The following is a 24,846-nucleotide window of genomic DNA, read 5'->3' as shown; positions in this document are numbered from 1 at the left end:
CTCCTTCAAAAGCTGTAGCTTACCCTTACTAAAAAAGTTCTGGGTGGTCCGGGAGTGTATCTTTTTACGCCTGATGTGTCTTTAGTGACTTCAACAGCATACTTTTTGTTGAAGAGGTTGTCTACCATCAGTGCCACATCAAAGTTCTTCTTTGCGTACCCTACGCTGATGCTCGTCAGAAAGTCATAGCCACCGTACTTTTCCGTATTGGCGTTATCCATATAGTACTCTCCCCATGTGTCCGTCTGAACTCTGAACCTGAAGCCGGATGAATGGGTATAACTTGCAAAGAGAGAGTATTGGTGCATAGGTATGTAAGGAAGTCTGTTGCCGTTCCTGCTTACATTCGTGCTTCCCACAATCTCGCTAAAATCTTTAAACTTGTAATCTGAGTAGGCGAAAGACACACCCACATCAAGGCCATCAAAAAGCCTGTAGGACCCAGAGATTTCCAGTCCCTTCTTTTCGGTTTTGCCAGCGTTGGTAAATTGCGTGTATCCATCTGGCTGTATAACTCTTACCACCTCATCCTTTACCTGCATAAGGTATAGAGCTGTGTCTAAGGAAAATCTACTGTGTCTTGCCTTCAAACCTACTTCGTAGTTAATCACCTTTGACAACTTTAGGTTCGGGTTTGAGGATAGTTCACTGCTGGAGGGTGTGGTGGCACCTGTGGAGATGTTTCCGTAAAGGTGTATTACAGGAGAAAGCTTATACACAACGCCTATCCTTGGACTGACAGCTGTGTAGGTTTTCTCCCTTGAGTAGGAGAAGCAGTTATCTATGGACGGGTCTGGACAGCTTACATAGTTTCCTTTGCTAAAAGAGTAATCCCCCCACTTGTATCCGGATATGTCAAACTTTACCCTGTCTAACCTCGCACCTATATCAACTATCCACCTGCCTCTCTGAATGGATTCCTGAAGGAAAACGCCCGCAAGGGTTGTCTTTTGGTTTTGTCTCTCAAGCAGTTCTCCCCTGCTGTCTGACAGAGTGCTGACTATTCTTCCGCCCACGACTTTTATGTTTCTGTACTTGAAGTAGTCAGTGTTTTGGTCATCGTGCCTTACCGTAAAACCACCCGTCAGCACACCAAGACTGTGTCTGTAATTTGTCTGAAAGTCCAAGCCGTAAATCCATGTGTTGGCATCGTTTATCCTGCCCGTAACGGGGTGGTAGTGTTGCCAGTGATTTATATAGATAACTGGGATTATTTGAAAGTTTTCCAAGGTTTTGTCCAGCTTTGAGCTCATAAAGAGTATCTCAGAGTACCTTCCCATGTGCCTCCAGGGGTCTGCAGTCTGTGGGACATTGCCGGTTCTTTTAAACTCTGACCACTGGTCTATCTTTCTTTTGGGGTCTACCACCAGGGAGCCGGGAAGCTCAAGGCTTGCCTTTGTGTAGCTTATGTAGTTTTCCCAGGCGCTGCCGTCCTCAAACATGTAAGAGGGCTGTAGGGTAATCTGGTTGGTCCAGAACTTGTTGTGAGATCTCCAGGAGTTATCCGTTTGCCTTCTGCTTGCGTTAAAACCTATGTAAAAGCCCTTGCCCAGAGGTGTAGAGTAATAAAGGTTGTGGTTCTGAGTGTTGTAGTCTCCCAGGCTGAGTTTTATAAACCCTCCCTTTCTCTCAAAAGGACTCCTCGTTATCACATTTATCACTCCACCCGCAGAGTTGACACCCCAGAGCGTTGAATTGGGTCCTTTGACAACCTCTACCCTCTCAATGAGAGAAGTGTCTACAAAATCAAGCCTGGTCAGGCTATCCGGGTCGGTGATAGGGACGCCGTTTAAAAGCACCATTATCTCTCTCACACCGTAAGTTGCCTTTAGTCCCGCACCTCTTATGATGAGCCTTGTGTCGTATCCCTGATTCCTCGTGGTTATGTTTACACCGGGTATTCCCTGGAGTGCATCGTAGAGGTTGAGCATGGGTCTTTGCTCTAACTTTTCCTTTCCCACAACGCTGACGCTTGCGGGTACATCTTCGGTTTTTCTCTCGGTTCTCGTAGCGGTGACGCTGACTTCCTCCACCTGCACCTCCTTTGCGAGGGAGGTGCTCAGCATGATAAGCCCCAGCATTCCCACCGTGCGCCTCATGTCCATCCTCCTGAAATTTTATGATATTATAACATGAAAAGTAAGGAAATTTTAAAGTGAATATATCGTGAATGTGAATAAAATGATTACGCTCAGCTTTACTGTAAAATGATCAAAGATGTTGATGGCGCATAGTGTAAAAAAGAGCTATAAAGGTAGAGAAGTCCTCAAAGATATAAACATAAGTATAGATAAAGGGCATATTGTAGGACTGCTGGGACCCAACGGGGCTGGTAAAACTACGCTGTTTAACTGTCTGGTAGGCTTTACATCCGTTGATGAAGGTAGCATATTCCTTGACGGTAAAGATATCACTCACATGCCAGCTCACAAAAGGGCAAGAGAGGGTATAGCTTTTCTTCCTCAGGAACACACTCTTTTTGAAGACCTTACAGTGCTTGAGAACCTGCTTATCTTTCTTGAGTTTTTTGAGGAAAGCAAAAGCTCAAGAATGGCAAGAGCGGAGGAGCTTCTTACGGATTTTGGACTCTATGAGGTTAAAGACACAAAGGCAAGATACATATCAGGTGGGCAAAAGAGAAGGCTTGAGATAGCAAGGTCTCTCATACCCAGACCCAAGTACATACTCTTTGATGAACCTTTTGCAGGTATTGACCCCATACTGGTGGCGGATATAAAGCTTATGATAAAAAACCTCAAATCTCAAAACATAGGTGTGCTTATAACTGACCACAATGTCAGGGAAACTATAAAGATAGTGGACAGAGTTTATATTATATCTGAGGGAAGCATACTGGCGGAGGGAACACCCGAGGAGGTTATAGCTAAAAAGGAAGTGAGGGAAGTATACTTAGGTGCTGACTTTTCTCTTTAGGAAAGGCTTCAAAAGCACAGCTTTGAAAAAGAGAGTCCACAAAACTGCATAAGGTAAGGTGGATATGTGAAGGAGAAAACCTCCCATCGCATCGCAAAAGACCATCCAGGCTACGCTCACAGGCACAAAGGGAAGGAGCTTTCTAAGAAGGGGCTCATCCACAAGCTCCTGTATGCTTACACCTTCTGACTGCTTCCAGCCATAAATTATACGAGGGTAAAGGTGTGCAATACCACCCATGATGGTGATGGCGGTAAAGCCGTAAACAAGAAGGTCCACATGAATCCTAACTATGAAAGATACCAGATTTTCCGAAGCCATAAGGCTACCTAACAGCATGCCAAAAGGAAGAAATATCATGGCCAGTATAAAGTATCTCACCACAAGAGGGATCTCCTTAGGCATGCGCCTGCCTGAGAATACTGAGTAGATTATCCAGAGAAAGTAAGCAACTACTGTCAGCGGTAAGATGCTCAGGTAGGCTGTAAGCCTGTAGTTTAGCGTGTAAAAGGAAAGGAGGAATGGAGGCAAAGCCAGCAGACTTGAGTAAAAAAGATACTTTCCGTACTTGACATTAAGAGGCTCCATGTAGAGCATAGGAATCCAAGCCAGCTGTACACCCATAACAGCATTTAACATAAGACCCAGCGTAAGAGTGTGGACAGCAAGCGGAAGGGGAAGATAGTCAAGCTCTGAAAGCATCAAAAACACAGAAGACAGCAAGAAGTAAAACACAGCCAGACCAAGGAACTTCACAGTTATAGGTTGCCAGTTTTTTATGGACAAAACCATGTGAAGAGAAAAAACAAGCGATGCCAAGGCGTAAATGTAGCCAACATAATAAAACTGTCTTGCATAAAAGAGTAGTGAACAGATAAGGCTCAGAGAGAAGACAAGGTAAGAAAGAAAGGGAAACCTTATGGGTCTGCTCTGAGAGTTGGGAACGAGCTGATACATGGCAGACATTATAGTGTGGGCTACAAAACCAAAAACTACCAAGAACCATACTGCCGTCATGTCAGCATTTAGGGACTTGTAAACTAACGAAATAAAGAGGTCTACAACTGCAAGTGCAAAGAAAAAAGGACTCACCTTTGATACATAAAACATAAGTTAAATAGTAAGTAATTACTTATGCATTGTCAAGTTGTATAATATTATAATACTGGGAGGCTGGGATGAAAAGATTTATATTAGTATTGATTCTTTTGGTGAGTGTAATGGTGATAGGAAGTCTTCTGTCAAGGATCCCCGTAGGCAATAGGATAGCGGTTTTAAAAGTGGAGGGTATAATAATTGATGCTGAACCTGTTATAAAAAAGATAGAGAAAGCCAAAAAAGACGATAGCATAAAAGCTCTCGTTTTGAGAGTTGACAGTCCGGGTGGTTCGGTAGGAGCTTCTCAAGAGATATACAGGGCTTTAGAGAGGTTCAAAGACAGCAAGAAGCCCCTTGTGGTTTCTATGGGAAATGTGGCAGCATCGGGAGGATACTACATATCAGTACCAGCAGATTACATATACGCAAATCCTGGCACTATAACAGGTAGCATAGGAGTGATCATAGAGCACATAGATTACAGGGAACTTCTGAGTCGCTTAGGCGTAAAGGCTACCGCAATAAAAACGGGTAAGTTTAAAGACACACTTTCACCTTTTAGGGAGCTTACAGATGAAGAGAGGGAGTATCTGAAGAAAACTATAGACGATGCCTACGGACAATTTCTGTCTTCTATACTAAAGTATAGGTCAAAGAAGATAAGCGAGGATGAGCTCAGAAGTATTGCAGACGGTAGAATAATGACTGGCCTTATGGCTCAAAAGGTGGGTCTTGTAGATGGACTTGGCAATATTGAAGATGCTATTGACAAAGCTAAAGAACTTGCAGGAGTAAAAGAAGCAAGAGTCTTTTATATGGAGGAGAGGAAAAGTTTTCTAAGAAGACTTTTGGGTGCGAAGCTTCCCAGCTTTGATCTCAATTACTATCCAACGATGATTTACTACCTTATGAAGTGAAAATGTAGCCACCGTAGCCCACCACCCGGTGCCTTTCCTCGCTAACCTCCCCAGATGTTTTGTAATCTATGAGTTTACCCTTAAGATTTCTCTCCCTTGCGTAGAAGATAGCTCCAGTTATACCTGTTATACCGCATGCTTCGCATCTACCTAATAGTTTTACATCCAGGCTTTCAATGCCTGCATGACAAAAGCTATCTTTGTACCTTGCAGTGTTTTCCGAATGGTAGTGGCTAAGGTCTGAGCTCACAACAAAAAGGGTGTTTTCTCCTTCAAAAAAGTTAAGAACTTCCTTTATTTCCTCAGGTTTGGCATCGCTGTACAATACAGGCACTAAGCGGAAACTTTTTAGAAGTACTTGCAAGAAGGGGAGTTGCACTTCTAAGGAATGCTCTTTATCATAAGGTATATCACTAAAGCTAACTCTTAAACTTTTCCTTGTGTCAATAAACCTTTCTATTGCCTTTCTGTCTACCTCCACCTGTCCCAAAGGTGTTTCAAAGGCTTGGTAGCTTCCAAAAGTGATACCTTCAAAGAAAAAGTAGTGGCTAGGTGCTATAATAACAACCATCCAGTCCTTTGAGAGATCAAGGTTTTCCAATTGTTTGTAAACAGCTCCAGCAACAGCGCCTGAATAAGTATAACCTGCATGAGGTGCAACAAGCCCTACAGGCTTTAGTGGGAAAAGCTTGGAATTTTTCAGTAAAGCCAATACTGTATCTCTCAACTTTTTGGGATCTGAAGGATAGAAAATGCCTGCTACATTAGGTCTTTTTATCTTCATAGGAATAAATTAATCCCTCTCGTAAAGTGAGTGATATAATAGATTTTTATGGAATACGCCTTTTTTGAGGGAAGGATAGTCCCCGTGGAAGAGGCAAACATAAACATAAAGACCAACTCCTTCCACTATGGAACGGCAGTCTTTGAAGGGATAAGAGCTTACTGGAACGAGAAGGAGCAGCAGCTTTACATTCTCTTTGCAAGAGAACACTATCTTAGGCTTCTCAAAAATGCAAAAGCCATGTTTATGGAGATTCCCTATACAGTGGATGAGCTTGTGGAGATCACAAAGGAAATACTGAGAAAAAGTGAAATAAAGTGGGATGTCTATATAAGACCCATAGCTTATTTTAAGGACCTTGCCCTCACGCCAAAGCTGTTAGGATTTACTCCCGAAGTAGCCATATACACTTATAACTTTGGAAGGTATTTGGATACTTCGGAAGGTATAAAGGTTAAGGTGTCCTCTTGGAGGAGGAATGACGACAACTCTATACCTTCAAGGTGGAAAGTTGCAGGTGCGTATGTAAACAGTGCCCTTGCCAAAACAGAAGCATTGCTGGCTGGCTACGATGAAGCTATAATGTTAAATCAGCACGGTTTTGTAGCAGAAGGTTCTGGAGAAAACATCTTTCTCATAAGAGGTAGAAAGGCTATAACTCCCTCTTATTCGGAGCACATCCTTGAAGGGATAACAAGGAGCGCCATCATAAAACTCCTCCAAAAAGAGCTTGTGGTGGAGGTTGAAGAAAGACCTGTTGCCAGAAGCGAGCTTTACACCGCTGACGAACTTTTCATGACAGGAACTGCAGCAGAGGTAACACCCATAGTAGAAGTGGATAACAGAAAAGTGGGTGATGGGAAGGTGGGACCTATGACAAAGGAACTTCAAGAGCTTTACTTTAATGCGGTAAGAGGAAATATAGAACGATACAAAGTTTGGCTTACACCCGTTTATGAGAAGTGAAACCTTTGAAGAGCTTCAGCGTACAGCAGAGGATCTTCTAAAACTAAACAGGCTGGCCGGGAGCGAAGGAAACAAACTAACAAAGGAGAAGATAAAAAAGTTTCTCAGGGAGAAAGGTATAACCTACCGGGAGGAGTTTTTCCAAATAGAGAAGTCCCTTCCCATAAAAGCTACCATTCAAGTAAACAACACAACCATCCCCTGCGTGCCGTATGTGGGAAGTCCAAAGGGAGAGTATGAAGGATACGTAAAGAGGGATCCTCTGGAGGGTGATATAATCCTGCTTGGTATATCAGAAGAAAGGTCAAAACTTCCTTCTCTCAGAGAGAGGGGTATAAAGGCTGGCATAACATATCTGGAGACTTTAAATGTCCATTATTACGGTAACGTTGATGAGGAGTTCCCCCTTGTGAATGTGAAAAAAGAAAGCATTCAGCTTGTAGAGGATGCATACATAAAACTCACCATAGAGACTAAGAAGGAAAGCATCCTTTGCAGTAATATCGTCTTTGATATAGGCAGAGGACCAATTATATACATGGTTGCCCACATGGATACAAAACCTTATGTGTTTGGAGCCATAGACAACGGAGTAGGTTTTCTTCTGCTTCTTTTTATGGCGGATGAGCTAAGAAGAAATTACCACCTACCTTACAGAGTGAGATTTCTTTTGACGGATGCGGAAGAGCTTGGTCTTGAAGGTGCCAAGTTTCATGTAGGCAAGGGTATAAAACATGCTTATTACTGCATAAACATAGACGCCATCGGTTGGCAACATCCGGCGGTCATATACAAAGATGCGGAGGGCTACAACGGTGATAGACTTATGGATATGTTTTTAAGACACCTTCAGGACATGAAAGTATCCATAGATTTCAGAAGTTCTCCAAGAGCCAAGAGCGATCACATACCTTTCAAAAAGGTGGGGGTGCAAACCTTGTTTTTGAGCTCCAATCCCTTTACCATAAGGCACACCTTTTATGATAACTTGGAGGCGGTAAATTGGGATATTGTCCGTATGTGGTATGAGCTTATCTTATCCTTTTTGAGGAGGTTTCACAAACTATGAGGTATCTGCTTCTGGTATTAATACCCATCATATCTTGGGGACAGGCTTTTTCTATGCTGGAGAAGAAGCTCAGCGAGATAAAAACCCTTAAGGTTGCCTTTGTTCAGAAGGTTTCTTATTCATGGTATCCCAAAGCGGATGTGTCTAAAGGGTTTTTCTACGCGCAAAAGGGTGGTAAGTTTAGAATAGAATACGAACAGCCAGAGCGTATGCTGATAGTATCAGACGGTAGAGAGATCCTCCTTTACTACCCTAAGGAAAAAAGCGCCATCATAGACAAGGTGGAAAACAACAGGTCAGCAGTGGTTGAGGCACTTTTCCTCCTTTCCAAGCCCATCAGTGAGGTCTTTGACCAGGTGGGAGAGATAAAAAGGGATAATAACACTACACTTGTCCTTAAACCAAAGGTTATTGACGATAACTTTTATAGGGTTTATGTAGAACTTGATGAAGAGCTTAACATAAGAAGCATCAGGGTGGAAGATAAAGATGGTACTACCACCACAGTGGAGTTTTTGAGCTTAAGTAAGAATTTTTCACCCTCCGAAGAGCTATTTAGGATCAGGCTACCCAGCGGTGTTAAGGTGCAAAGGTTATGAAGAAACAAGCTTTGGAGTTTTCTATAGAAAAAGCTTCGGAAAAGGACATACATGAGCTGGCGCAGGTTTACTTAAAAGGCTACAAAGGTCTTGAAGAGTACTCCTACACCCACATAGATGATGTGATAGCATATCTCAACTGGCTCTTCAGGCGTGATGTGGCTGGTATATTTGTGGCAAAGTATGAAGGGCAAATTATAGGCTTTGTTGCCAGCGACGGAAATTGGTTTAGCAAGAGGGAGGGTAAAGTGGTAGGTGCTATTCACGAGCTTGTGGTGCTTCCAGACTATAGAAGCAAAGGTGTAGGAAAGGCTCTTGTAGAGAAGGTTATAGAGTACTTTAAAAGTAGAGGGCTTGATACTGCGGAACTTTGGGTAGGTGAGGAAAACTACGAGGCTATAAACTTTTACAGATGGCTGGGATTTGAAAGCAAAGATAGGTTTAATTACTGGATAAGGATGGTAAAGAAGTTATGACAGAAGGGGAGCTTATAAAAAAGCTTGAGGAGGCAACACTATCTGCTCAAGAGAGCATTAAGATAGTGTCAGCGTGGATAAAGGGGGACATACTTGAAAATCTGCTCAAAGGTATAAAAGATGGCGTAAAGGTGGAGGTCTTTGTAAGAGCTGGTGAAAGAAAGGATATGGAAATTACGGACTTTAGGGTGTTCAGGGCTGTAAGGAGCGTAAGGGGAAGGATATACCTAAATCCCAGACTTCATGCCAAGTTTTTGATAATTGACGACAGAAGAGCCTTTGTTGGTTCTGCTAATCTTACCTATGCGGGAGCGCATCAGGAAAACTTTGAAGCGGTAGTTGAGATTACACAGCCAGAAAAAATTGAGGAACTTTTAAGTCTCTATGAAAATCTAAAGAAAGAGTCTGAAGAGTTAAATCCCAATACTGTTGCAATAGTCATATCTTCAGAAAACTCTCTCTCTTCCCGTGCTTTACTTCTTGAAGAGATTCCACAGCAGTGCTTTCTAAAAACTCCCACCGAAAGAGGTATCATGCTGTGCAAGTTAACTTCAGTAAAAACTGTGAGCCTTGATGAGGGAGTTTTTCTTGGAAGAAACAAGGACAAGGACTGGATTTTAGCCTTTGTAAAGGCATATGCCAATGAAATTGGTGATGTAAAGATAGGTGAACTCAGAGTCTTGTGTGAGTATAAAAAGGTGAGGGAGGAAGAGAAGGAGAGTTACTTTGGAGTACCTCTGGTACCTCTTCCTGTGGGCACACAACTTTTCAAGATGGAAGAGGAAGACCCAGATATGCAGAGAGTCATGAGCATGAACCTTTCTGGATATCCTATGGAGAAAAAAGCTTATGTGGGAAGACTGCTAAATACAAATCTTAATGTTTACCTTGATATTACCAAGATATCCAGCATGCATATGGCGGTTATTGGCACAACAGGTGCAGGAAAGACTACCTTCGTCAGGAGGCTTATAGAGCATTTAGGAAGCGATGAGGTTAAGTTTTTTGTCATTGATATTTTTGGGGAGTATTACGAAAAATTAATGGTGGATAAGGAAAGGATAGAGTACATAAAACTACCTTACACACTTTTTCCTATACATACGGATGATCTCAAAGACCTTTTTAAGTCTTACGGTGTGGACATAGGGGAAAGGTCTTTGGAAGAGAAAACTTTTTTTATGACTCTCAGAAGGTCCCTAAAGCCTGACCTTGAACTCATATCTTACAAAGAAAAGAGTTTAGAAGAGCTACTTCTTTTGTCTGCACCACCATCTCTGAGAAGCGAGGTGGAAGACTTTCTTACCATACTTAAGCGGGACTTTGGGGACAGCTCTATAAAAAATCAGGTGGATATATACCATATGCTAAAGAAGGGACTGTATTCGGACAAGGATATTGTCCTGTATGACCTAAAAGATGTGCTAAATCTGGATGCACGAATAAACATAGTGGGACTTCTTATGAAGGAAATTTTCATACTTTCAAGGCTTGACGGCAAAAGGAGGATAATAGTCCTTGAGGAAGCCCACAACTTTGTACCGGAAAGGGGAGCATTGGACATTCCTTTTGGCAGGGAAAACATCTCTTATACTATGACCAAAAGGATAGCTTTAGAAGGCAGAAAGTTTGGAGTTGGTCTTATAGCCATCACCCAAAGACCCGCCAACATAAGCAAGTATGTTTTGTCCCAGCTCAATACCCAAGCCATTTTCAGGCTAATCACAAAAAATGACCTTGATGCAGTTTCTGTGTTCTTTGAGGAGTCTCAGCTTGAGCTTCTTAGAGTGCTCCCTTCCCTTAGACCCGGCACTCTCTTCTTGAATGGTCTTGCTGTCCCATTTGGCATGCTGGTAAGCATAGAACTTTGAGTAAAGGGGTAAGGTGGATGAGCCCTTTCCTCAGTATGTTCACACTCGCGTTGTAATCCCTGTCCATCACAGCCCCGCACTCGGGACACTCATGGAGCCTCTCTGCTAAAGTCTTAGGAACTCTAAAACCACAAGTATCAGCTTGGCTAAGTTGCTGTCCCGAACAAGTCCTCTTATGTTTAGGTCTTCAAAGCTCATGTAATCGTAGTTTTCCACCAAATACCTGAGTCCGTTTAAAAAATCCCAAGTATTTGATTTTGAGTGCTCATAAACACACCATTTTTTTATTCTGGCTTTTGCTTATGATTTTTTCTACTCTTTTTCCCTCAATGTGTCAAGATTTTTTAAACGGGCTCACGTCCTTTGTGGGACTTAGTGCGTGGGTTGAGTTAAAATACTTACCCATGAAGCTTTTGGCTCCCTCCATACTTTCGGCTGACTTTTGGCACTTAGGTAAGCAGGTGGAAGCAGTTATAAGAGGTGGCGCTGACCTTATACATTTTGATGTGATGGATGGACACTTTGTTCCCAACATAACCTTTGGTCCAGTACTTTTGGAAAGTATAAAAAATCACTGCAATTTGCTCCTTGATGCCCATCTCATGATAGATAATGCGGACATGTATATTCCGGAATTCGTAAAAGCAGGTGCTGACTGGATAAGCGTGCACATAGAGAACAATCCTCATATACACAGAACTTTGCAACTCATAAAGGACCTTGGTGCAAAGGCAGGGGTGGCAATAAACCCCGGCACTTCTCTCAGCGCAATAGAAGAAGCACTTCATTATGCTGACTTTGTCCTTCTTATGTCCGTAAATCCAGGTTTTGGAGGGCAGAGGTTTATAGAAAGGTCCATAGAGAGGCTCAGAAGGCTCAGACAGATGGTGGATAGTATAAACCCCAGCATACTCATAGAGATAGATGGAGGCATAAAATTGGAAAACTTGGAAGAGGTGGCACTGGCAGGAGCAGATGTTTTTGTGATAGGTTCGGGCATATTTTCCAGTGATAATGTGGAGGAGCAGACAAGAAGGATAAAAAGAAAGCTTATCTCTTTAGAGGAAGTGTAAACCTCTGCAGGTCAAACACATTAAAAGCCAAGAAAACTTCCTTTATATACTTTTTCCTGTTGCCGTCGTAAGTATCTCTCAAAAGCACTCCCAAACTCCAACACGCACCTGTGTAATCTAATCTCAGCTGTCTCAAAAGGTCTTTATTTATCCTATTGTCGTGCACAACTCCCAAGTTTATGTTCATGTGTTTGTATAATGTGTTTGCAGAAAGGAGCGTCTGGTCGGTCAGTCTGTTTCCAAAAAAGTCTTTTGATGCCACATAACCTAAGGTAATGTTGGAGTTTTTTAGATTCAAGCTCAGGTAGCTGGTGTTATTTAAAAAGCGAGAGCTATTTGGGTCATATAGCGTATCACTGCTTAAGCTCAAAAAAGGTAGTGGAGACAAAGATACAATGCTTCTTATAGGCATGAGGTTCTTGTTTACAACAGTTTTGTTAAAAGTAGTGCTAAGCTGTTGCCCTGCAAAAGGTAAAGACAAGAGATACTGAAATGGCGCGTAAGAAAAGCTTCCCAGGAAGCTGTAGCCTCCCTCCAAGTACCAGCTTAATAACAGTCTTCCATCGTAAGCAGTATAGTTTCTTAGGACAAATTTTATCTGGTTTTCTTTGTCTATATTATCAAGAGTATCAAACCTTGGATTGTTGTAACCCTTAGGTCTGTAGCTGTATACCACTTCAAACACATTCTTAAAGTCAGTCTTGCCCCACCTTCTGTCAAAGAATAGAGGAAGTCGCTCAACAAAATGTACTGTTGAGAAGCTCTTGTCCGTACCCGATAAATTGGAGGACAGGTATATGCCGTTTTCAAAAGTAAAGCTGGAGTAGAAAGTTCTTCCAAGGAAGTTCACCGGCAGAGAAAGTTCAGGAAAGAAGATGATCCTGCTGGCTCTGGGTCCCTCCTCTCTGTAAAAGTTGGTGTAGGCAAGAGTGGCATTAAAGTAAAGATCCTTAAAAACTGGTGTATCTTTGTAATATATACCTATCTCAGGTAGTCTTTGAAGAGTTTGTTTATTGTTGGGTGAGGTGGTATCATAAAATTTTCTTGCGTTGAAAGTAAAAAGGAACTTGTCAGCGTCTTTTTTGTAAGATACATAAGAAGTCAGATAAGGCACAGTTTTCTCTTTGGTGTGCAAATACACATCCTGAAGCAGGTATGGGTCTGATATGGTGTCCAACCCTGTTTGGAAGTCCCCAAGGTCAAGGTCAAACTTCAGTCTGTATCTGTTTTCCCTAAAAGTGGTTAGATCCCTTCCTTCCCACCACTTGCCGGGTGGCGTAGGTTCCTTGTAAATGCTTACAGCACCTTGAAGGTCCTTTTTGTGGGATATTGCCTGTCTGTACTCTAAGGAGAAACCTGATGCCTGCTTGTCCCTTATGTCAAAGGTCAAGGTAGTATCTTTATCCTGGGAAATAGCCCAGTAAACAGGTTGTTGGTATATGAAAGTGTTGTAAGTGTTAGACCCCAAGAGAGGTGGCAAAAGCCCTGACCGCCTCTCCCCCACAGGAAATACGGACAGAGGAAGATATGCCAGTGGTACGCTAAAGAGTCTTAAGGAATTGCTATAAGAAAACACGTACTTATCCGTAACTTTTGCATGTGAGAAGCAAAGAGTCATCTCTTTTTTGTCGGGTGGGCATGTGGTTATGTCTCCCTTCTGAACTGTATAAACTTCCCTGTCTTTGTCAACCCTCTGAGCTTTCAGGTAAAACTTTTCAAAGCGCCCGTGCGAGTCTATAAAGTATCCACTATCCTCTTTTAAATTCAAAAAGGCTACTTTTGCCCATGCCTCCATCCTCCCATCAAGAGACTTAACATAGACATTACCCTCCGCATAAACTTCCCTGCTTTTAGGATGGTACTTTACATAATCCGCCTCTATGTAATACTTTTCGTAATAAGCTTGTACATTACCTTCCGCAATAACAGTTTCGTCTGGCAGCCTCTCAAGATAGTCAGAAAGTATTTCCAAACAAAAGGCGTAGGAAGCGCTCAATATCAAAGAAAGAGTGGTCCTTAACACTTGAATATTATACGCTACGGTCTAAATTTTAAAAAACAATTGATATTCTTATTGTGTTATGGTAGAATATTAGCATAAGAGGTGAAAAGATGGTGGAAGTAGTCTCGGAGGAGAAGTTAGAGGCATGGGCAGAGTTTCTTAAGGCTCTTGCGCACCCTATAAGGCTCAGGATCATCTCCGTTCTCATTGAAGGAAGGCAGTGCGTAAAAAACCTCAGCGAGCTTTTGCACACTTCTCAGCCTAATGTTTCTCAGCATCTGGGCATTTTAAGGAACAAAGGTATAGTAGGATGTAAGAGAGATGGCTCCATTGTTTGCTACTACATCAAGGATGAGAGAGTCTTGGAGATCTACAAAATACTCAGTAAGGAGGTCTAAAATGGCAGGTGGTGTGATAGTTCTTACCGAAAGCAACTGGCATGCGGAGGTGATAAACTCTGACAAGCCAGTTGTGGTAGACTTCTGGGCGCCCTGGTGTGGACCTTGCAGAATCATAGCACCCATCATAGAAGAGCTTGCTATGGAACTCGGTGATAAGGTAAAATTTGGCAAGTTAAATACCGACGAGAACCCCAACATAGCCATGCAGTATGGTATAAGAGCTATACCTACCATAATGCTTTTTTCTAAGGGAGAGATAGCAGACACAAGAATAGGTGTGCAACCAAAGGAAGCCCTTAAGCAGATGATACTGAGCCATATCTGATGTTGGAGATCTCCGAAGACGTTTTATACGATTGCATTATCATAGGTGGTGGACCAGCAGGACTGACTGCTGGTCTTTATACAGCAAGGGCAAAACTCAACACTCTTCTTCTTGAAAAGGGCACTATTGGTGGTCAGATAGCCATAACGGACCTGGTAGAAAACTATCCTGGTTTTCCCGAGGGCATAAGTGGCAAAGAGCTTTCTCTGAGATTTAAGCAGCAGGCTGAGAGGTTTGGGCTTAAGGTGGCAAAGGCAGAAGCTACAAAAATAGAAAAGAGCGGTAAGGAGGTTTTTGTGCATCTTAGAGATGGGCGCATGCTCAGAGCAAAAACCCTCATAGTGGCGAGCGGTTCAAACCCTAGGAAGCTGGGAGTTCCCGGAGAGGATAAGTTTTTAAATAGGGGCGTCTCCTACTGTGCCACCTGTGATGGTGCTCTCTTTGATGGCTTGCCTATAGCTGTTATAGGTGGAGGAGATTCTGCAACTCAGGAAGCACTGTTCCTTACAAGGTTTGGGAGCATAGTTTACCTTATTCACAGAAGAGACCAGCTGAGGGCCCAGAAGCACCTTCAGGAGAAAGTCTTTTCAAATCCTAAAATAAAGTTTATCCCAGACACTGTAGTAGAAGAGATCAGTGGGAATGAGTTTGTAGAGAAGCTAATACTCAAAAATACAAAGAGCGGAGAGGTCTCTGAGCTTGAAGTGGAAGGAGTTTTTATATTCATAGGTTTGGAACCTAACACAGGTTTTCTAAAGGGTAGTGTTGAGCTTGACGAAAAAGGATACGTAATCACTGATGAGAAGATGATGACAAGCCTTGAGGGTGTGTTCGCTGCAGGGGATTGCAGGAGCGGGTCAACAGGTCAGGTAGCCGTGGCGGTGGGAGAAGGATGCATAGCGGGTATGCAAGCGGAAAAGTACATAGAGGATAACTTCTGAATTATAATCTGAAATTATAATTAATAGTATACGCCGGGTGAGAAATCAAGCATGATAGAGTGTCTTACCAAGAGAACATGGCTGGGGAAACCTCCTTAATTCTCTTTACTGCAAGTTTGAGATAATTTTTATTTATATCAATCCCCACACCCTTTCTGTTTAACTTTCTGCAGGCTACCATGGTAGTTCCTGAACCAACAAAAGGGTCAAGGACAAGGTCTCCCTCATAGGAGAATAGCTTTATACACCTTAGCGGTAGTTCAAGAGGGAAAGGAGCCGGATGACCAAGAGCTTTCCTGTTCTCTCCTGGGAAAGTCCACATTCCGTTTGTCCACTCTATGAACTCTTCCCTGCTTATGGTGGTCTTTCCCCTGTCTCTTCTTTTCCAGTCTTCCTTATATAGCAAGACTACCATCTCTACTGGGGCTATAATGTATGGAGCGGATGCAGACAGCCAGCTACCCCAGGCAGTTCTCCTTGAGATGTTTTGCTCATTCCAGACTATTGTGCTCTGATATTTGAGTCCTACTTTCTTTGCCAGGCACACCACATCAGCATATACGCTCTGAATACCTCCCTTGTTTTTGTCAAGGGGTATGTTAAGACACACTCTTCCATCATCCGCAAGCAGTTGGTAAAACCTTTTAAGATACCTCTCAGTAAAGCGCAAATACTCCTCATATCCCATGCTATCGTCTATAGTCCCATACTCCATCCCCACATTGTAAGGAGGAGAGGTCACTATTAAATTCACTTTCCCCCTTAGCTCTTCCAGATCCACTTTCAAGAAGTCATTGAGCAGCAATCTTATCTGCCCATCATCGTAAAACAAGTTTTGCTTTTCTATAGCTTCGGTAGCATCCTCTTTTTCCTGCTCTCTTAAAAAACTCTCCAACGCTTTATTAAACAGGACATTTAAACTCACCCCTTTTTCTATAGAGAGCTCTTTGAGTCTCTCGTATAACGCTGTAAGAATTCTTACTTTTGTCTCCTTGAAGTCTTTTTTTCTCAGATATTTCATAGAAGAAATTATACCACTAAATTCTGGGGGCTACTTTACCCGCGGTTCCTTTAGTTATAATTAGGCTTCCGATGGATGCGGATGAAAAGGAAGTTAGAAGGAAAAGACAAAGAGAGGTATCCCTTGTAGGAGAAGCTATTGAGAAGCGTATAATGCAAATTCTTGCGCAGGACAACAAAATAAGGGAAGAGTGTATTATCGGGCATGGACCAGCTCAGGCAGTAAGAGCAGAAACCTTTGTTCTCAGGGACTTTGAAAGAGATGAGAGTGTAGAGCTTCCTCATTTAATACTTTCTGTCAAATACACAAGAGAGACGGGAGAAGAGGTTTATATGTATATGGATGCGGACATAGTTATATATCACAAACTCTCAAGAAGAATAGTTTGTGTTATTTCTTCTAAAAAGTCTTTCAGGGAAAGAGGGGCACAGTCCGCTTACTGGTCATTAAAGAAAACGGGACGGGATTTTAAGTATATAATTGTCACTCCAGATAGTGATTTTGAACTCTACAATCCAGACAACCCATACAAGCAGGCAAAGTGGAGGACGATTTTAGAGAACGAAATGGCTGCTGTATTCGTAATAGATAAAGGACCACCTTTCAAGAGCAGGAATTTTTATGTGGGAAATGACCACCTGAAGAACTGCATAAGGGAGCTTTTATTATCACAGACTTTCTGAATTTCTCACCAGGCGTGTATCTGAATTATAATTAATAGTATGCTTGACCTGCTTACAGAGAGATTCAGCAAGAGTCTATCCAAATTAAGGGGTGTTAGAAAGCTAACGGAGAAGCAAGTCAACGACATTTTAAGAGATATAAGGATGGCACTCTTGGAAGCTGATGTAGATTACGATGTTGTAAAGTCCTTTCTCAAGAAGGTCAGAGACAGAGCTATAAACGAGGATATAAAGAATAAGCTTTCCCCTGCTGACAGCGTAGTGCTGACAGTTTACGAAGAGCTTACCAGCATACTTGGTGGTGAAAAAGCTGACCTCAAAAGGGGAGTGGTAATCTTTGTGGGACTGCAGGGAACTGGAAAGACTACCACCATAGGCAAACTTGCCAACTTTTTAAAGAACCAGAGCTTTAAAGTGGCTGTCTCTTCAACGGATGTAAGAAGACCTGCAGCCATGCTCCAGCTCCAGAGGCTTGCTGAGAAAGTGGGAGTACCATATTACAGTTTTGATGAAGCTTCACCTGTAGAAATAGCCACAAAAGCTCTGGAAAGAGCTAAAAAGGAAGGTGTGGATTACCTGCTCATTGATACCGCTGGAAGGCTTCACATAGATGAGGAGCTGATGGAGGAGCTAAAGCGAATAAAGGAAGCTGTCAAGCCTTCTGAAGTTATTTATGTTGCGGATGCTATGCAGGGACAAGAAGCTCTGCGAGCTTTAAAGGCTTTTCACGAAAGCATTACCTTAACGGGAGTGATCCTTACCAAGATGGATGGTGATGCGAGGGGTGGGGTGGCGCTTTCTGTCAAGGAGGCAATAGGTGTACCTATAAAGTTTGTGGGTGTAGGCGAAAAACTGGAAGATATAGAGATTTTTTATCCTGACAGGATAGCTCAGAGAATACTGGGACTTGGTGATCTTCAAAGCCTTATAGAGAAAGCTCAGCAGATTATACCCGAAGATGAAGCGCAGGTGCTTGCCACCAGGATCATGATGGGAGAGTTTGACCTTGAAGACATGTTAAAGCAGATAAGGTTTATAAAGAGCATGGGACCACTTGAGAAGATCCTCGGCATGATACCAGGCGTGAGTGCAGAACTAAAAAATTTAAAAATAGACGAGAAGAAATTCAAAAAAACTGAAGCCATAATACTTTCCATGACCAAGGAAGAAAGAAGAAATCCAAAAATCATAAATATGAGCAGGAAGGTAAGGATAGCAAAAGGCAGTGGGACGAGCGTAGGGGATGTAAACAAGGTTTTAAAAGAGTACGAAGAGATGAAAAAGATGATAAAGAGACTCAAGGGCATGCAAGGGATACCTAAACTGCCCAGGTTTCCCTTCAAGTTTTAGCTTCCTTCTATCTCTCTGAGAGTATTCCTATATTCCTCTCTATCATCTATGCTTATGGCTTTTTTTATGAGTAAAAGGGCTTCCTCCTTCCTTCCCTGCTTGTAAAGCACCCAGGCTAAGTTATTGAGTATGTCAGGATCGTTGGGCTTAAGCTCCAAAGCTCTTTTATATTCCCTTTCCGCTTTTGCATAATCCTCCATTTTTGCATACACATTGCCAAGGTTAAAGTGTGCCTTCCACATATTCTTATCTTTTTGCAGAGCCTTTTCGTACTCTTCCTTAGCCGGCTTTAGCTCACCTTTTCTTTCGTATATGTAGCCGAGGTTAAGATGCTCCTCCGCAGTAAGAGGGTCATCAAGCACTATGACTCTTGGCATCGCACAGGAGAAGGCAAAGGAGAGAATAAAAACCAGCACCTTTTTCATAGCTGAGCCTTTATCTGCTCGTATCCAAACAGGAAACCGTGCCCCAGCTGTGCACCCACACTTCTGGCCATCTCCAGTTTACTGGTCGTATCTATCTTTTTAAAGCACACCTTTGAACCATAATACTTTACAAGCTCCACTGCTTTTTTCAAATCCTTTTTGTTGGCATTTGTGTAAAAGCTATCACTGAAAAATACATAATCAAAGGCACCAAACATAATCTCTCTGAGTTCATAACCTATGGTGGTAAAATCATCCAGAGCTGTGCCCAATCCGCACCTCTTTATCCTGCTCCTGTATATGTAAAGGTTTTTAAGTCCCATGCCCATGGGAAGGTTCACCACCACGTTCTTCCCATAAAGAGGCAGACTTTCTATGTTTACGGATACTGGGAGGTTTACGAAGATGACACCGCTTTTATTGGCAGATCGCACCGCTTCCAAAACCGCCATCTCTATCCTCATTTTGAGTTCTCTGTTGGCTACTTCTGCAAAACTCCCCTCCTCATTACCGTAAATTATTCTTGAAACCAATCTGTAGCCATAAAGGTTTCCTGTTTCTATCTCTACCACATTTTCAAGAACCGCATAAACCTTTAAGTTTTTGTCATCTCCAATGTAAAGCATAACTCTCAATATAATTTTACCATGCCCAACTATGTACTCTTGCTTTCCTATGTGGGCACAAACTTTCACGGCTGGCAGGTACAACCAAACCTCAGGACCGTTCAGGGTGTTATAAAGGAGAGTTTAGAAAAGGTGTTTAGAGAGGATATCAAGCTGGTTGGGTGTTGCAGGACGGATGCGGGAGTGCATGCAAAAGAGTATGTGGCAAACTTTTATGCCAAAAAGGAGATGGAGCCTTATAAACTTTTAAAAGCTCTAAACTCTCTGCTACCTGAGGATGTGGGCATAAAGAGGGTGTGGGTGCAAGAGGGGTTCAACGCCAGATACTCGGTTAGGGGTAAGGTGTATGTCTACAGAGTGCTAAACTCCTTCTCACGGGACGCTTTTATAGAGCCCTTCGCCTGGAGGGTTCCACAAAAGCTTGACCTTTCTAAGATGCAAAAAGCTTGTGAGCTTTTAGCAGGCAGGAGAGATTTTTCCGCCTTTGCCAAGAAGGAAGAGGAGGATAAAAACACTGTGATAGACCTGGAGGAGGTGAGACTTTCAAAGGTGGAAGACCTCATAGAGATAAGCTTCAGGGCAAGGAGCTTTTTGAGGTACATGGTCAGAAGAATGGTAGGCTGTATGGTCCAGATAGGTTTGGGGAGAATAAATCTATCACATTTGGAGGAGTACCTTTCCAACAGAAAAACCTGCCCCTACACAGCTAAAGCCAAAGGACTGACCTTAGAAAAAGTTCTGCTTTAATTATGGACACCTGCTCGCATCGTGAGGAGGCTTATCTATCAATTTTAAGAAGGCTTCGAAGGGTCCCATGTTTTTCATGGCAACGAACTTGGGACCTTCAAACTTGAGCCTTCCAAACATCATAGCCTTCATAGGTCCGTACTCTCCCTTTCCCATCTCCAGCCATCTCTGGGTTTGGGCATACATGAGAAAGTCGTTGGGACCTCTCTTGTCTTTGGCTGGACCACCGTAAACGCATACAGCTTTCCCCTGCTCGTTTTTTATGGTTAGCTGAATCTGTTTTGCTTCACCGCAGTCCTCTCTGTACATGAATATTTTTCTCTCCGGCACCGCCGTCCAGCTTTCGCTCTTGCCAAGCTCTTCCACAAGTTGCGGTGTTTTGTTCCATGCATCGCAGAAAGCTTTGGCATACTCACCGTCCATGAAGACAGGCACCGCAAAGGAGCTTCCCACAATTCCTAAAAAACTCAACATAACCCACTTCATACCTAAACCTCCCAATCTTTGGTGGTGTTTAAAATGTAATTCAGAGCCATCAACTTACCATAAGATCTTCTTATCTGTGGATAAGCTTTTTCAATTTAAGGGTATAAGAAAATAATAATTTTCTGAGCTTTATCATCTTGCCTTCTTTATCCCTACAATATAAAATTGAGACTAAATCTCAATAAGGAGGTAGAGATGAGGCTGGTAATTCTAGGAGGTCATGACAGGCTAAAGTCTAAGGTGGAGGAAATGGCTAAGAGATATCGCTTGAGCATAAAGTTCATAAATCAGGAAACTCAGCAGAACATAGACAGCGCTCTGGCGTGCGCGGACTGGGTAATAGTATTTACATCTTTGAGCGGGCACAACATGGTAAAGCTTGCCAAAAAGTACGCAAAGGATAGGTGCATCTTTTGCCACTCTCACGGGGTTTGTAGCCTTGAGAAGAAGATCAAGGAGCTGGTAAATGAGGTAAAATAATCTATTTAAAGGAGGTAAAAGATGGCAAGGTGTTATGTGTGTGGCAAAACCACCAAGTTTGGCAAAAGTGTGACCTTTTCCGCGGAGCGAAACTCCAGAACTTTCAAGCCAAACCTTCACAAGATGAGAGTAAGGCTAAACAACGGCACTGTTAAGAGGGTTTATGTGTGTGCCAAGTGCCTGAAGGCTGGTAAGGTGGTAAAGGCGGTAAGAACAGGCTGATGCCTATAAGGTTTCTGACCGCAGGGGAGTCTCACGGAAAGGCTGTAGTTTGCATACTTGAGGGTATTCCGGCTAACTTGGATATCAGCACGGAATACATAAACAGGGAGCTGGAGAGAAGACAGAGAGGATACGGAAGGGGAGGAAGGATGAAAATAGAAAAAGACAGTGTGGAGATACTATCGGGTGTACGCTTTGGTAAAACTCTGGGTAGTCCAATAGCCATGCTGGTGCAAAACAGAGACTGGGAAAACTGGCAGGAGAAGATGGCTATAGAAGGGAAAAGACCGGAGGGTGCTGTGCCTTTCACAAGACCACGGCCGGGTCATGCAGACCTGGTGGGTGGCATAAAGTATAACCAGAGAGACCTCAGAAATGTGCTAGAGAGGGCTTCCGCGAGGGAGACGGTGGGTAGGGTAGCGGTGGGTACGGTATGCAAAAGGTTTCTGGAAGAACTCGGCATAAAGATAGGCAGCTATGTGGTAAGCATAGGAAAGTGCTCTCCTCCTCTGAAGGAGCAGGACCTTTTGAGAAGGCACGAGCTTGCTGAGTCTTCTTCTGTAAGATTTCCCGACCCTACAAAGGATGAGGAGTTTATGAAGGTTATAGACGAGGCAAGAGAGAAAGGCGAGAGCTTGGGGGGTATATTTGAAGTGTTTGCTGTGGGTGTCCCTCCAGGACTTGGTAGCCACATCCAGTGGGACAAAAGGATAGACGGAAGGATAGCGCAGGCAATACTTAGCATACATGCCATAAAAGGTGTGGAGTTCGGGCTTGGCTTTGAAGCCGGCAGGCGCTTTGGTTCTGAGGTGCATGACGAGATAGGATGGTCAGAAAAAGATGGATACTTTAGATACTCCAACCACCTTGGAGGAACGGAGGGTGGAATGACCAACGGCATGCCACTGCTTGTAAGAGCCGTAATGAAACCTATACCTACACTTACAAAACCACTAAGGAGTGTGGATATAGAAACCAAAGAGGAGGTAAGAGCCGGAAAGGAGAGGTCGGATGTGGTTGCGGTGCCTGCAGCATCCGTAGTGGCTGAAGCCATGCTTGCCATAGTGCTGGCGGATGCTCTTCTGGAGAAGCTTGGTGGGGACTTTATGGAGGAGGTAAAGGAGAGGTACGAGAGGTACTTAAGGCATGTTAAGAGTTATTGAAGAGGTGGGAAGGGGAGTAATCCTTACCTTGATGGGCATATACTTTATGTTTGTAAACCCTCCAAAGCTCAGGCACTTCATAAGCCAGCTGGCTTACCTGGGTGCGGAAACTGTCCCCGTGGTGGTTATAACTTCCATATTTTCTGGTGGTGTAATTGCTCTGCAAACTTACAGCACTTTCCACAGGTTTAACGCTGAGTTTCTCATAGGAGCTGTGGTTGCCATATCCATGGGAAGGGAGCTGGGACCTGTTTTGGCATCTCTTATGGTGGTGGCAAGAGTAGGCTCTGCCATGACTGCCAGTATAGGCACTATGAGGATAACGGAGCAGATAGATGCGCTAGAAGTTATGGGCATAAATCCTGTGAGTTATCTGGTGTCTCCCAGGGTATTTGCAGGAGTTTTAGGTGTTCCTATGCTGGTAATTCTGGCAGACATAGCGGGTGTGTTTGGTGGTTGGTTTGTTGCGGTAAAGCTCTTTGGCGTAAACGAGTACCTCTTCTGGGAGAAAATGAGGGACATAGCTGAGTTTTATGACTTTATAGGCGGTCTTTACAAGGCTGTTTTCTTTGGTCTTATCATCTCAGCGGTTAGCTGTTATTTTGGCTTTTACACAGGCGGTGGCACAGAAGGTGTAGGCAGAGCCACCACCAACAGCGTAGTAGTCTCCTCTATGCTAATACTCATATCCGACTACTTCCTGACTGCCATCATATTCTAAACCTCTTGCTTTTTTATAAAAATTTCTTATAATACCTATAAGTGATAACTAATAAAAGGGTATTTATAAACCCCTCCCCATGGCACACCTCCTCACCACCCCCGGCAATGGGGGTGGGCCTTTTAAACCTTAACCCTTACAAGCTCACCTATGGATGTGTAGCCTTCCCTTTCTAAGTTCAGGTAGTTTTCCGTCAAGAGCATGTTCTCTTCTATGACCAAAGCTCTCAGCTCCTTACCTTCGTTCTTCTTTAAAAACTCCGCTCTCTTTTGTTGGTCAAGGGATTTGAGGGTTTTCACTCTCTCCTTTTTTACTTTCTGGCTGACCTTCCGGCTCATCTTACAGGCTTTTGTGCCTTCCCTGTCCGAGTAAGGGAATACATGCATGTAGTGTATGGGAAGCTGGCTAAGAAGCTTGTAGGTCTCTTCAAAATCTTTATCACTTTCGGAGGGGAAACCTACTATCACATCCGTCCCCACAGAAGAGAGGGGTCTTTTTTCTATTACTTTCTCCACAAGATGAACGTAGTCCTTTACGCTGTAATCTCTTCTCATAAGCTGTAGAATCCTGTCTGAGCCACTTTGAAGTGGCAAATGAAAGTGAGGGGCTATCTTCTCTTCCAAAAGCACAAAATCCAGAAGCTTCTGACTTATCTCCGAAGGGTAGAGAGAGGATAGCCTTATAAGCTCTATCCCCCTTATCTTGACAAGATCCTTTAAAAGGTCGCAGAGGTCTGTTGCTATGTCCCAGCCGTACTGAGTGAGCTGTGTTCCCGTTAGGACTATTTCCTTAAAGCCCCTTTCCGCCAAAAGCTCCGCCTCCTTTAGGACTTTCTCCTTTAGGACGCTCCTTGACTTGCCTCTGGCAAAGGGGATCACACAGAAACTGCAGAACCTGTTGCAACCCTCTTGAACTTTCACAAAAGGTCTTACCTTCTCAAAGTAGGTAATTAGCTCAAAACTCTCCACGCTGTTTTGTCTGAACACATTGTCCACATAAACTTTTCCTTTCCTTTCGCTCAGATATTCTTCAACTATTCTGAGTATGTCCCTCTTGTGAGTGTTTCCTACCACCAGGTCTACCTCTTTTAACTCAGACAGAGCCTGTGGGTTTATCTGTGCGTAGCAACCTGTGACCACCACCAAGCTATTAGGGTTTAACCTCTTGGCTCTGTATATGGCCTGCCGAGAGGACCTTTCTGCCCCTGCAGTCACACTGCAGGTGTTTATTACATATATGTCAGCTTTATCAAAGTCCACAACTTGGTAGCCCTTGAGCTGAAACTGATGAGCTATAAAGTGGGTGTCAAACTCGTTGCTCCTGCAACCCAGCGTAAAAAAAGCTACGCCCCTCATGAGAAAATAAATTATCCCACAAAAGTATCGTTCCGCAGGTGAGTTATTTTCCCCACAGGTAATACCCTTTGGGAGTAGGCTCAGGGAGGCTTGACTGAAGATAAAGAACTT

27 protein-coding genes and 1 pseudogene are annotated in these 24,846 nt (G+C 43.2%); 18 read left to right on the top strand and 10 right to left on the bottom strand.

The window, feature by feature from the left end:
• Positions 1-5: 5 nt before the first annotated feature.
• Positions 6-2,099: a TonB-dependent receptor gene (locus tag HTH_RS01195; RefSeq protein WP_012962889.1), complete on the bottom strand. Its 2,094-nt coding sequence runs from the start codon at positions 2,097-2,099 to the stop codon at positions 6-8.
• A 118-nt stretch (positions 2,100-2,217) separates the two neighbouring features.
• Between HTH_RS01195 and lptB the strand changes: the two genes are divergently transcribed.
• Positions 2,218-2,934 carry an LPS export ABC transporter ATP-binding protein gene (gene lptB, locus HTH_RS01190; RefSeq protein WP_012962888.1) on the top strand — a complete coding sequence of 239 codons (717 nt, stop codon included), beginning with the start codon at positions 2,218-2,220 and terminating at the stop codon, positions 2,932-2,934.
• On the opposite strand, the gene HTH_RS01185 is transcribed toward lptB, so the two are convergent.
• Positions 2,911-4,044, bottom strand: a complete 1,134-nt coding sequence (locus HTH_RS01185; RefSeq protein WP_012962887.1) for a hypothetical protein — start codon at positions 4,042-4,044, stop codon at positions 2,911-2,913. The two genes, lptB and HTH_RS01185, sit on opposite strands and share 24 nt — an antisense overlap.
• Before the next feature lie 68 nt (positions 4,045-4,112).
• On the opposite strand from HTH_RS01185, the gene sppA reads away from it, so the two are divergent.
• The gene (gene sppA, locus HTH_RS01180; protein WP_012962886.1) at positions 4,113-4,949 is read left to right on the top strand and encodes a signal peptide peptidase SppA; all 837 of its coding nucleotides are present in this window, start codon (positions 4,113-4,115) and stop codon (positions 4,947-4,949) included.
• Here sppA and amrB read toward each other — a convergent pair.
• The gene (gene amrB / locus HTH_RS01175) at positions 4,939-5,733 is read right to left on the bottom strand and encodes an AmmeMemoRadiSam system protein B (protein ID WP_012962885.1); all 795 of its coding nucleotides are present in this window, start codon (positions 5,731-5,733) and stop codon (positions 4,939-4,941) included. The two genes, sppA and amrB, sit on opposite strands and share 11 nt — an antisense overlap.
• A gap of 48 nt (positions 5,734-5,781) precedes the next feature.
• Between amrB and ilvE the strand changes: the two genes are divergently transcribed.
• Genes ilvE through HTH_RS01150 form a run of 5 tightly spaced genes read left to right on the top strand, consistent with a single transcriptional unit; the run spans position 5,782 to position 10,714 of the window.
• On the top strand, positions 5,782-6,699 hold the full coding sequence (gene ilvE / locus HTH_RS01170) for a branched-chain-amino-acid transaminase (protein ID WP_012962884.1): 918 nt from the start codon (positions 5,782-5,784) through the stop codon (positions 6,697-6,699).
• Positions 6,689-7,768, top strand: a complete 1,080-nt coding sequence (locus HTH_RS01165; protein ID WP_012962883.1) for a M28 family peptidase — start codon at positions 6,689-6,691, stop codon at positions 7,766-7,768. The genes ilvE and HTH_RS01165 overlap by 11 nt, the downstream gene beginning before the upstream one ends.
• Positions 7,765-8,367, top strand: coding sequence for an outer membrane lipoprotein chaperone LolA (lolA, locus tag HTH_RS01160; RefSeq protein ID WP_012962882.1), 603 nt, complete (start codon positions 7,765-7,767; stop codon positions 8,365-8,367). Before HTH_RS01165 ends, lolA begins: the two co-directional genes overlap by 4 nt.
• Positions 8,364-8,843 carry a GNAT family N-acetyltransferase gene (locus HTH_RS01155; RefSeq protein ID WP_012962881.1) on the top strand — a complete coding sequence of 160 codons (480 nt, stop codon included), beginning with the start codon at positions 8,364-8,366 and terminating at the stop codon, positions 8,841-8,843. Before lolA ends, HTH_RS01155 begins: the two co-directional genes overlap by 4 nt.
• The gene (locus HTH_RS01150; RefSeq protein ID WP_012962880.1) at positions 8,840-10,714 is read left to right on the top strand and encodes a helicase HerA domain-containing protein; all 1,875 of its coding nucleotides are present in this window, start codon (positions 8,840-8,842) and stop codon (positions 10,712-10,714) included. Before HTH_RS01155 ends, HTH_RS01150 begins: the two co-directional genes overlap by 4 nt.
• Here the strand turns inward: HTH_RS01150 and HTH_RS10035 are convergent.
• Positions 10,644-10,847 (bottom strand): annotated as a pseudogene (locus HTH_RS10035) (zinc ribbon domain-containing protein); the annotation flags it as partial. The gene HTH_RS01150 and the pseudogene HTH_RS10035 sit on opposite strands and share 71 nt — an antisense overlap.
• A gap of 271 nt (positions 10,848-11,118) precedes the next feature.
• Here HTH_RS10035 and rpe point away from each other — a divergent pair.
• Complete coding sequence (gene rpe, locus HTH_RS01145) at positions 11,119-11,787, top strand: ribulose-phosphate 3-epimerase (RefSeq protein WP_012962878.1); 669 nt, start codon at positions 11,119-11,121, stop codon at positions 11,785-11,787.
• Here the strand turns inward: rpe and HTH_RS01140 are convergent.
• On the bottom strand, positions 11,765-13,810 hold the full coding sequence (locus HTH_RS01140) for an LPS-assembly protein LptD (RefSeq protein WP_012962877.1): 2,046 nt from the start codon (positions 13,808-13,810) through the stop codon (positions 11,765-11,767). The two genes, rpe and HTH_RS01140, sit on opposite strands and share 23 nt — an antisense overlap.
• An 89-nt stretch (positions 13,811-13,899) precedes the next feature.
• On the opposite strand from HTH_RS01140, the gene HTH_RS01135 reads away from it, so the two are divergent.
• The 3 genes from HTH_RS01135 to trxB are packed head-to-tail and all read left to right on the top strand — an operon-like array spanning position 13,900 to position 15,456.
• Positions 13,900-14,187: an ArsR/SmtB family transcription factor gene (locus HTH_RS01135; RefSeq protein ID WP_012962876.1), complete on the top strand. Its 288-nt coding sequence runs from the start codon at positions 13,900-13,902 to the stop codon at positions 14,185-14,187.
• A gap of 1 nt (position 14,188) precedes the next feature.
• Positions 14,189-14,515: a thioredoxin gene (gene trxA, locus HTH_RS01130; protein WP_012962875.1), complete on the top strand. Its 327-nt coding sequence runs from the start codon at positions 14,189-14,191 to the stop codon at positions 14,513-14,515.
• Complete coding sequence (gene trxB, locus HTH_RS01125) at positions 14,515-15,456, top strand: thioredoxin-disulfide reductase (protein WP_012962874.1); 942 nt, start codon at positions 14,515-14,517, stop codon at positions 15,454-15,456. Before trxA ends, trxB begins: the two co-directional genes overlap by 1 nt.
• A 64-nt stretch (positions 15,457-15,520) precedes the next feature.
• On the opposite strand, the gene HTH_RS01120 is transcribed toward trxB, so the two are convergent.
• Entirely contained in the window at positions 15,521-16,477 is a 957-nt protein-coding gene (locus HTH_RS01120) for a DNA-methyltransferase (protein ID WP_012962873.1), read from the bottom strand.
• A gap of 71 nt (positions 16,478-16,548) precedes the next feature.
• On the opposite strand from HTH_RS01120, the gene HTH_RS01115 reads away from it, so the two are divergent.
• Both HTH_RS01115 and ffh read left to right on the top strand, forming a co-directional pair.
• Positions 16,549-17,160 carry a BsaWI family type II restriction enzyme gene (locus tag HTH_RS01115; protein ID WP_012962872.1) on the top strand — a complete coding sequence of 204 codons (612 nt, stop codon included), beginning with the start codon at positions 16,549-16,551 and terminating at the stop codon, positions 17,158-17,160.
• A 39-nt stretch (positions 17,161-17,199) separates the two neighbouring features.
• Complete coding sequence (gene ffh / locus HTH_RS01110; protein WP_012962871.1) at positions 17,200-18,510, top strand: signal recognition particle protein; 1,311 nt, start codon at positions 17,200-17,202, stop codon at positions 18,508-18,510.
• On the opposite strand, the gene HTH_RS01105 is transcribed toward ffh, so the two are convergent.
• Positions 18,507-18,935, bottom strand: coding sequence for a tetratricopeptide repeat protein (locus HTH_RS01105; RefSeq protein WP_012962870.1), 429 nt, complete (start codon positions 18,933-18,935; stop codon positions 18,507-18,509). The two genes, ffh and HTH_RS01105, sit on opposite strands and share 4 nt — an antisense overlap.
• A complete protein-coding gene (locus HTH_RS01100; protein WP_012962869.1) occupies positions 18,932-19,561 on the bottom strand; it encodes an EAL domain-containing protein in 630 nt (209 codons plus the stop codon). Before HTH_RS01100 ends, HTH_RS01105 begins: the two co-directional genes overlap by 4 nt.
• 21 nt (positions 19,562-19,582) lie before the next feature.
• On the opposite strand from HTH_RS01100, the gene truA reads away from it, so the two are divergent.
• Positions 19,583-20,308 carry a tRNA pseudouridine(38-40) synthase TruA gene (gene truA, locus HTH_RS01095; protein ID WP_012962868.1) on the top strand — a complete coding sequence of 242 codons (726 nt, stop codon included), beginning with the start codon at positions 19,583-19,585 and terminating at the stop codon, positions 20,306-20,308.
• Here truA and HTH_RS01090 read toward each other — a convergent pair whose 3' ends face one another.
• Positions 20,309-20,794, bottom strand: a complete 486-nt coding sequence (locus tag HTH_RS01090; RefSeq protein WP_012962867.1) for an SCP2 sterol-binding domain-containing protein — start codon at positions 20,792-20,794, stop codon at positions 20,309-20,311.
• Positions 20,795-20,989: 195 nt separating this feature from the next.
• Between HTH_RS01090 and HTH_RS01085 the strand changes: the two genes are divergently transcribed.
• The 4 genes from HTH_RS01085 to HTH_RS01070 are packed head-to-tail and all read left to right on the top strand — an operon-like array spanning position 20,990 to position 23,380.
• A complete protein-coding gene (locus tag HTH_RS01085; RefSeq protein ID WP_012962866.1) occupies positions 20,990-21,274 on the top strand; it encodes a DUF2325 domain-containing protein in 285 nt (94 codons plus the stop codon).
• 21 nt (positions 21,275-21,295) lie between these two features.
• Entirely contained in the window at positions 21,296-21,496 is a 201-nt protein-coding gene (gene rpmB, locus HTH_RS01080; RefSeq protein ID WP_012962865.1) for a 50S ribosomal protein L28, read from the top strand.
• A complete protein-coding gene (gene aroC / locus HTH_RS01075) occupies positions 21,496-22,659 on the top strand; it encodes a chorismate synthase (protein ID WP_012962864.1) in 1,164 nt (387 codons plus the stop codon). Before rpmB ends, aroC begins: the two co-directional genes overlap by 1 nt.
• Entirely contained in the window at positions 22,643-23,380 is a 738-nt protein-coding gene (locus HTH_RS01070; protein ID WP_012962863.1) for an MlaE family lipid ABC transporter permease subunit, read from the top strand. Before aroC ends, HTH_RS01070 begins: the two co-directional genes overlap by 17 nt.
• 122 nt (positions 23,381-23,502) lie before the next feature.
• Here HTH_RS01070 and mtaB read toward each other — a convergent pair whose 3' ends face one another.
• A complete protein-coding gene (mtaB, locus tag HTH_RS01065; protein ID WP_012962862.1) occupies positions 23,503-24,735 on the bottom strand; it encodes a tRNA (N(6)-L-threonylcarbamoyladenosine(37)-C(2))-methylthiotransferase MtaB in 1,233 nt (410 codons plus the stop codon).
• Between the last annotated feature and the right edge of the window lie 111 nt (positions 24,736-24,846).

It is taken from the genome of Hydrogenobacter thermophilus TK-6 (genome assembly GCF_000010785.1).
Taxonomy (GTDB): Bacteria; Aquificota; Aquificia; order Aquificales; family Aquificaceae; genus Hydrogenobacter; species Hydrogenobacter thermophilus.
This window is presented reverse-complemented; position numbering and strand designations above follow the sequence as displayed.

Excerpts from the sequence above, each read along its gene's own strand:
- HTH_RS01195 (WP_012962889.1), bottom strand. The coding sequence starts at position 2,099 with ATGAGGCGCACGGTGGGAATGCTGGGGCTTATCATGCTGAGCACCTCC.
- lptB (WP_012962888.1), top strand. The coding sequence starts at position 2,218 with ATGTTGATGGCGCATAGTGTAAAAAAGAGCTATAAAGGTAGAGAAGTC.
- HTH_RS01185 (WP_012962887.1), bottom strand. The coding sequence starts at position 4,044 with ATGTTTTATGTATCAAAGGTGAGTCCTTTTTTCTTTGCACTTGCAGTT.
- sppA (WP_012962886.1), top strand. The coding sequence starts at position 4,113 with ATGAAAAGATTTATATTAGTATTGATTCTTTTGGTGAGTGTAATGGTG.
- amrB (WP_012962885.1), bottom strand. The coding sequence starts at position 5,733 with ATGAAGATAAAAAGACCTAATGTAGCAGGCATTTTCTATCCTTCAGAT.
- ilvE (WP_012962884.1), top strand. The coding sequence starts at position 5,782 with ATGGAATACGCCTTTTTTGAGGGAAGGATAGTCCCCGTGGAAGAGGCA.
- HTH_RS01165 (WP_012962883.1), top strand. The coding sequence starts at position 6,689 with ATGAGAAGTGAAACCTTTGAAGAGCTTCAGCGTACAGCAGAGGATCTT.
- lolA (WP_012962882.1), top strand. The coding sequence starts at position 7,765 with ATGAGGTATCTGCTTCTGGTATTAATACCCATCATATCTTGGGGACAG.
- HTH_RS01155 (WP_012962881.1), top strand. The coding sequence starts at position 8,364 with ATGAAGAAACAAGCTTTGGAGTTTTCTATAGAAAAAGCTTCGGAAAAG.
- HTH_RS01150 (WP_012962880.1), top strand. The coding sequence starts at position 8,840 with ATGACAGAAGGGGAGCTTATAAAAAAGCTTGAGGAGGCAACACTATCT.
- rpe (WP_012962878.1), top strand. The coding sequence starts at position 11,119 with ATGAAGCTTTTGGCTCCCTCCATACTTTCGGCTGACTTTTGGCACTTA.
- HTH_RS01135 (WP_012962876.1), top strand. The coding sequence starts at position 13,900 with ATGGTGGAAGTAGTCTCGGAGGAGAAGTTAGAGGCATGGGCAGAGTTT.
- trxA (WP_012962875.1), top strand. The coding sequence starts at position 14,189 with ATGGCAGGTGGTGTGATAGTTCTTACCGAAAGCAACTGGCATGCGGAG.
- trxB (WP_012962874.1), top strand. The coding sequence starts at position 14,515 with ATGTTGGAGATCTCCGAAGACGTTTTATACGATTGCATTATCATAGGT.
- HTH_RS01120 (WP_012962873.1), bottom strand. The coding sequence starts at position 16,477 with ATGAAATATCTGAGAAAAAAAGACTTCAAGGAGACAAAAGTAAGAATT.
- HTH_RS01115 (WP_012962872.1), top strand. The coding sequence starts at position 16,549 with ATGGATGCGGATGAAAAGGAAGTTAGAAGGAAAAGACAAAGAGAGGTA.
- ffh (WP_012962871.1), top strand. The coding sequence starts at position 17,200 with ATGCTTGACCTGCTTACAGAGAGATTCAGCAAGAGTCTATCCAAATTA.
- HTH_RS01105 (WP_012962870.1), bottom strand. The coding sequence starts at position 18,935 with ATGAAAAAGGTGCTGGTTTTTATTCTCTCCTTTGCCTTCTCCTGTGCG.
- HTH_RS01100 (WP_012962869.1), bottom strand. The coding sequence starts at position 19,561 with ATGCTTTACATTGGAGATGACAAAAACTTAAAGGTTTATGCGGTTCTT.
- truA (WP_012962868.1), top strand. The coding sequence starts at position 19,583 with ATGCCCAACTATGTACTCTTGCTTTCCTATGTGGGCACAAACTTTCAC.
- HTH_RS01090 (WP_012962867.1), bottom strand. The coding sequence starts at position 20,794 with ATGAAGTGGGTTATGTTGAGTTTTTTAGGAATTGTGGGAAGCTCCTTT.
- HTH_RS01085 (WP_012962866.1), top strand. The coding sequence starts at position 20,990 with ATGAGGCTGGTAATTCTAGGAGGTCATGACAGGCTAAAGTCTAAGGTG.
- rpmB (WP_012962865.1), top strand. The coding sequence starts at position 21,296 with ATGGCAAGGTGTTATGTGTGTGGCAAAACCACCAAGTTTGGCAAAAGT.
- aroC (WP_012962864.1), top strand. The coding sequence starts at position 21,496 with ATGCCTATAAGGTTTCTGACCGCAGGGGAGTCTCACGGAAAGGCTGTA.
- HTH_RS01070 (WP_012962863.1), top strand. The coding sequence starts at position 22,643 with ATGTTAAGAGTTATTGAAGAGGTGGGAAGGGGAGTAATCCTTACCTTG.
- mtaB (WP_012962862.1), bottom strand. The coding sequence starts at position 24,735 with ATGAGGGGCGTAGCTTTTTTTACGCTGGGTTGCAGGAGCAACGAGTTT.